Source organism: Chitinophaga sp., assembly GCF_035564935.1.
In the GTDB taxonomy this organism is placed as follows: Bacteria; Bacteroidota; Bacteroidia; order Chitinophagales; family Chitinophagaceae; genus Chitinophaga.
Map to the genome: position 1 here is coordinate 1 of NZ_DATMTE010000370.1, position 5,865 is coordinate 5,865.

Sequence of the window (5,865 nt, forward strand, 5' to 3'; positions counted from 1 at the left end):
CGTAATCAGTTTAATCCTGAGTCAGACAAAATCCGCGCTAATCCAGCTTTACCTGCTCCATTTTGGGTGCAAAGAAGTGCATTACCAGCCAGGCTATCAGGTAGGCCAAAGCACAAATAGTGAACAAGATATTGTATCCTATACCAATGTTGCCAATTAATTTATAGTGATCCAGCATAGAGCCGATCAGTATCGGGAAAAGGGTACCGCCAATGGATCCGGCCATACCACCAATGCCAACAACGGAGCTTACTGCCCGTTTAGGGAACATATCAGAAGCAGTGGTGAATATGGTAGCAGACCATGCCTGATGCGCTGCAGTGGCAAGACTTATCAACGCTATAGCCAGCCATACGTTGTTGGAATACTGGATGAGCATAATAGGCAGTACACACAACGCAAAGATCAGCATGGATACTTTACGCGCCCTGAAAACCGGCCAGCCTGATTTGATGAGGTAGGAAGATAACCAACCTCCTCCAATGCTGCCAAAACTTGTAATGGAGTAGATGATGATCACCGGCAGCCCCAGCGATTCTTTCATATTTACATGGAAAATGGATTCGAGGTAACCCGGTAACCAGAACAGGAAAAACCACCATACCGGATCGGTCAGTAATTTACCGAATATGAAAGCCCAGGTTTGCCTGATTCCCAGCAGCTTCCCCCATTTAATGGGCTTAGGTTTCACCTCCTCTACTTCCTGGTCGGAATGAATATGATCAAATTCTGCTTTCGATAATTTCTTGTGCCGGGCAGGAACTTCATAATAGATCCACCAGAATATCAGCCAGATAAAACCAATGGCGCCTGTCCATACAAACGCGTTCCTCCAGCCATGATTAGTGGCGAGGTAGTATACCATTGCCGGTCCTACTACCGCGGCTATATTGGAACCTGAGTTAAAGATCCCCGTAGCCAGTGCACGCTCTTTCTTGGGAAACCATTCTGCGGTGGCTTTGATAGCCGCAGGAAAGTTACCGGCTTCACTTATTCCCAGGATGGATCTCACTACACCAAATCCCAGCGTGGAACGTACCAATCCATGCGCCATAGCCGAAAGGCTCCATACAACAATAGAAAGTGCATACCCCAGTTTGGACCCTATCTTATCTACCAATGCCCCAAAGAAAAGCAAGCCTATCGCGTAGCAGGCAGAAAACGCCATTACCAGGTTACTGTAATCTGTTTCTGTCCAGTTGAACTCTGCCGACAGGTCCGTTTTAAGCAGCCCTAAAATCTGCCTGTCTATATAATTAATGGTTGTGGCTACGAATAAAAGTGCGCATACCCGCCAGCGATACTTACCCAAAGTTGTGGAATTCATTACGGTCTATTTGGAATTTATAATGTGCATAAGTTACTTCATAGCGCTGAGAAATGCAAACGTTTGCACTATTTTCTCTTTCAGCCCGCCCCAGTCCTTACTTTCAATGAGGGGTTTGGACAGCAAATTGGATCCCATTCCCACGCAAACCACACCGGCATCAAACCAGGCATCCATGCTGAGCTGGGTGGGTTCCACACCGCCGGTTGGCATAAATTTCAATTGCGGGAACAGCGGTTTAATGGATTTCACATAGCCAGGCCCCAGTACATTACCCGGGAAAAGCTTTACCAGCTGAGCGCCATTTTTTTCTGCAACAGAAATTTCGGTAGGCGTCATACAACCGGGAATCCAGGTAATGTTCGCAGACTGGCAATAAACAGCTGTTTCGGGATCCGCTACGGGGCATACAATAAAATCGGCGCCCATACCAGCATATACTGCAGCATCAGCGGCATTCTTTATAGTGCCTATACCCAGGTACAGATCAGGCATGGTAGCCAGTTTCCTGTCGCGCATAGCAGCAAAATTCTTACGTGCATTTTCTCCCCTGCTGGTAAATTCAAATACCCTCAAGCCGCCATCATAACAGGCTTGCAGTACTTCCAGGCAAACATTCTCCTCATCGTGATAAAAAACCGGGATGATCCCGCTTTGCTCAAATGCCGCTATAATTGTTTCGGAACTTGGTGCCATATGCTATATCAGTTTTATTATTTCTTTTTCAGAAGTAGTATTGAAATCTCCCATCACAAAAAATTTGGAATAGGCGGCGGCCGCTGCAAAAGATATGATCTGCTGATCATCCAGCCCCTGGAGCTGTGCATGGATTAATCCGGCCATAAAGCAATCCCCGCTTCCTACACGATCTACCACTCCGTTGGTATCGTATTCCCGCGAAATGCTCATCTGCCCGTTGTTGTAGTAAAAAGCATAATACAGATTATGCGTGGCCGAATTACTGAAGCGGAAAGTAAAAGCCACCCGTTTACAACGTTTATACGTAGCCGTAATTTCGGCTGCTACCTTTTCCGCCTGTTGCAGGAATACATCTTTTGTACCGGCTTCCAGCGCAGCAGTATCCAATGCAGTATCGAGCATATTGTTGGCTGCCCATATATTTCCCATGATCACATCACAGTATTGTACCAGCTCCGGCATAACATCCACCGGCTTTTTCCCATACTGCCATAACTTGCTGCGATAATTGAGATCTGTGGAAATCGTCATTCCCTTGCGGGTAGCTGCTTCCAATACTTCTTTGCAAACTGCAGCCGCATCAGGGTTCAATGCCGGCGTAATAGCGCTCCAGTGGAACCACTCAGCATCTCCCAGCAGTGCATCCCAGTCAACAGTACCAGGCGTTATCTGGCTGAAAGACGACCAGGCCCTGTCATAAACCACCTCAGCATGCTTAAGGTCGCTGCCCTGCGCCAGGTAGTAAATGCCGATACGTTCACCGCCCCACAGCACCCTGTCGGTATAAATACCACGGTTACTCAGCTGCGCCAGTACATCTTTCGACAAACCGTTTTCAGGAACTTTACTGATATAGGCCACCGTTGTGCCCCAATTGGCTAAAGCCGCCGCTACATTGGCTTCTGCACCGCCAACATAAATGGCTGCCGTGTTCTGCGCCAGTTGCGGCGACAAGCGTAATAATATTTCTCCGAATGTGATAACTTTTACCGGCTTCATTAGAATCCAAAATATGCTTTTGCGTTATAGTAACATATATCCTGTACCATTTTCCCTAACCAGGCAATATCATTTGGCAATTCACCATGTTCCACATCGTTGCCGATCAGGTTACACAAAATACGGCGAAAATATTCATGTCGTGAGTAAGATAGAAAACTTCTGGAATCTGTTAGCATTCCCACAAACCTGCTCAGCAATCCCATATTGCTCAATACGTTCATTTGCTTTTCCATGCCATCTTTCTGATCCAGGAACCACCATCCGGAGCCATACTGGATTTTGCCGGCAACCGTGCCATCCTGGAAATTGCCTGCCATGGTGGCAAAAACTTCATTATAGGAAGGGTTCAGATTGTATACAACCGTTTTTGCCAATTTGTTTTTCTTATCCAGTGCATCAAAAAATGCGCTCATCGTTTCCGCTACGCGCCAATCGCCGATAGAATCCACACCGGCATCCGCGCCCACCTGCTGCAATAAGCGGGAATTATTGTTGCGGATAGCGCCCACATGGAATTGTTGCACCCATCCTCTTTCCTGGTTCCATTCGCACACAGCCTGCAATACCGCTGTTTTAAACTGTGCATTTTCATAGGGCGTCACCATCCCGTGCTGGCGGGCATTCTGGAAAATAGTATCCAGTTCCTTTCCACTGGCAGGTGAAAAATAAAAAGTGCTGATACCATGGTCGCTTAAGCGGCCACCAGCCTCATGAAAATAAGTATGCCGGCTGTGCAATGCTTCCATGAGGTCGTCGAACCCGTTGATCTCCTTATTAGTAACCGCTGCCAGTTCATTTACAAACCGGTTGAATACTTCCGGATTATCCACTGCCATGGCCCGGTCGGGGCGGAAAGTGGGCAACACCCTTGTACCAAAAGGTTTGCTGGCAATGGCACGGTGATGTTCAAGCGAATCCACCGGATCATCGGTGGTGCACAAAGTATCTACTTTATAATGCTGCAGGAGCGTTTGTGTGGATAATTGTGGTAATTGGGCGTTACAGTCGTGATATATCTTCTCCGCTGTCTTTTCGTTGAGAAGATCAGTGATGCCAAAAGGATTTTTCAGTTCCATGTGCGACCAGTGATACAACGGGTTCCGCATGGTATAGGGCGTGGTAGCAGCCCAGTGACGAAACTTCGTATAGTCGTCGGCGCTACCGGTAATAAACTCTTCCGGTACACCGTTCGCACGCATGGCGCGCCATTTATAATGATCTCCCTTAAGCCAGATAGCGTACAGGTTGGCAAATGTTTTATTCGCAGCTATTTCATCCGGCGGCAGATGATTATGATAATCTATCACCGGCATTGAAGCGGCGTAATCAAAATATAGTCGTTTAGCCGTTCCCGTTTGCAATAAAAAGTCTTCAGACAGAAATTCCTTCATAACATCATTAATTTTTTAGCAGCTGCGATTGAATAAATGCTTTAACGCCGTTATTTTTCAACATTTTTAAAAGATGGGCCACCTGTTCAGCAAATCCCGGGATAGCGGCCAGGTCTGTTTCCCATAACCGTTTATCACTGCAGATGCCTGCTACCATATCGTTTATATCACTTTGATCACGCCACCATGCTGCGAAAACCGGGGCATTGTCGTCTGTAATCACATACTCCTCCCCGTTCCTGTTGCCATAATATTTTCCGGCCTCTTCCCGTACGGGGCAGAGGAACAGCAGCATGGCTGCAAAACCCAGGCACATATGAGGCGGAAGGGCTTTGTATTTTTCGTGGTAACGAACCAGTGTACGCACATTACGGGCGTTCATCTTGGAACTTTCCTGGAAAGTAATGCTGATGAGCTTATGCGCTATGAACGGATTGGCAAAGCGGTCCAGCACTTCCGGCGCAAATGCAGTAGCAGTGGGACAAGCCTCTTCAATAGTAGGCAATATTTCCCGGAGTACCACTTCTTTGAAGAAATGGTTCATATAGTCGTTCTGCATACATTCATACACGGTGTTAAGACCGGAAAGGAAAGCCAATGGCACAGCCGCCGTGTGACTACCATTCAGCAACCGTAGCTTCTGTTCCCGGAATGGTGTGATGCTGGGTTCAATAAGCATTCTTTCATCTGCCTTATAAAAAGATAATACAGAACGAACATGCTCATTACCTTCTATAGCCCATAACAGGTAAGGCTCTACTTCTATCCATAATTTATCAGAATACCCGGCTTTTTCCTCAATTTCAGCAAGGTTGCGGGGTTTACCGGGAACAATACGGTCTACCAGGGAATTGCAGAAATGATTATCCCCGTTTACCCATGATATGAAAGCTGGCGGCAATTCATTATAGGCGGCCAGCTGCAACACAATATCTTTTAACAGGCGTCCATTGTCTACCACCAGCTCCGTAGGAACAATCACAAAGCCGGTGTTGGCGCCTCCTTTAAAATAGGTAAACCGCTCCCATAGCACAGCCAGCAACTTTCCGGGGAAGGAAGCCGGTACTCCGTCTGCAATTTTCTCAGGCACATACTGGATGCCCACTTCTGTAGTGTTGGAAACAATAGTTTGCAAAGCGGGCTGATGAACAGCGGCTAAAATGGCCTCCCATTCTGCATTCGATTGCAAAACCCGGCTAATAGCTGCATTGATCAGCACCTGGTCTACCAGTTCTCCCTGGGATATTCCTTTAATATGGGTGGTAAACAGGCTGTCCTGGTTGGAAAAATCAGCGGTATCGCCGTCGGTGGATTTCACTACCACAATTCTTCCTTCGTAAATACCCTGCCGGTTGGCTTTGTCTACCAGGTAATCTACTAAACCGCGCAAAAGCACGCCGGTACCAAATTGCAGGATCTTTTCAGGGAAGCTGAAAGTCTTTTCAT

Annotated in this window: 5 protein-coding genes; all 5 read right to left on the reverse strand. The window is 47.1% G+C overall.

Annotated elements, in window-relative coordinates; genetic code table 11:
* Positions 1–37 precede the first annotated feature (37 nt).
* Entirely contained in the window at positions 38–1,327 is a 1,290-nt protein-coding gene (locus tag VN105_RS09855; protein WP_325640332.1) for an MFS transporter, read from the reverse strand.
* Positions 1,328–1,360: 33 nt separating this feature from the next.
* Positions 1,361–2,023, reverse strand: coding sequence for a bifunctional 4-hydroxy-2-oxoglutarate aldolase/2-dehydro-3-deoxy-phosphogluconate aldolase (locus tag VN105_RS09860; protein ID WP_325640334.1), 663 nt, complete (start codon positions 2,021–2,023; stop codon positions 1,361–1,363).
* Between the two features lie 3 nt (positions 2,024–2,026).
* Positions 2,027–3,025 carry a sugar kinase gene (locus VN105_RS09865; RefSeq protein WP_325640336.1) on the reverse strand — a complete coding sequence of 333 codons (999 nt, stop codon included), beginning with the start codon at positions 3,023–3,025 and terminating at the stop codon, positions 2,027–2,029.
* The gene (uxaC, locus tag VN105_RS09870; RefSeq protein WP_325640338.1) at positions 3,025–4,419 is read right to left on the reverse strand and encodes a glucuronate isomerase; all 1,395 of its coding nucleotides are present in this window, start codon (positions 4,417–4,419) and stop codon (positions 3,025–3,027) included. Before uxaC ends, VN105_RS09865 begins: the two co-directional genes overlap by 1 nt.
* 7 nt (positions 4,420–4,426) lie before the next feature.
* Positions 4,427–5,865, reverse strand: a 1,439-nt coding sequence (locus VN105_RS09875) for a tagaturonate reductase (protein WP_325640340.1), incomplete at its 5' end; no start/stop codon positions are given.

Bases quoted from the DNA above. Each gene is read 5' to 3' on its own strand.
- VN105_RS09855 (WP_325640332.1), bottom strand. From the start codon at position 1,327: ATGAATTCCACAACTTTGGGTAAGTATCGCTGGCGGGTATGCGCACTT.
- VN105_RS09860 (WP_325640334.1), bottom strand. From the start codon at position 2,023: ATGGCACCAAGTTCCGAAACAATTATAGCGGCATTTGAGCAAAGCGGG.
- VN105_RS09865 (WP_325640336.1), bottom strand. From the start codon at position 3,025: ATGAAGCCGGTAAAAGTTATCACATTCGGAGAAATATTATTACGCTTG.
- uxaC (WP_325640338.1), bottom strand. From the start codon at position 4,419: ATGAAGGAATTTCTGTCTGAAGACTTTTTATTGCAAACGGGAACGGCT.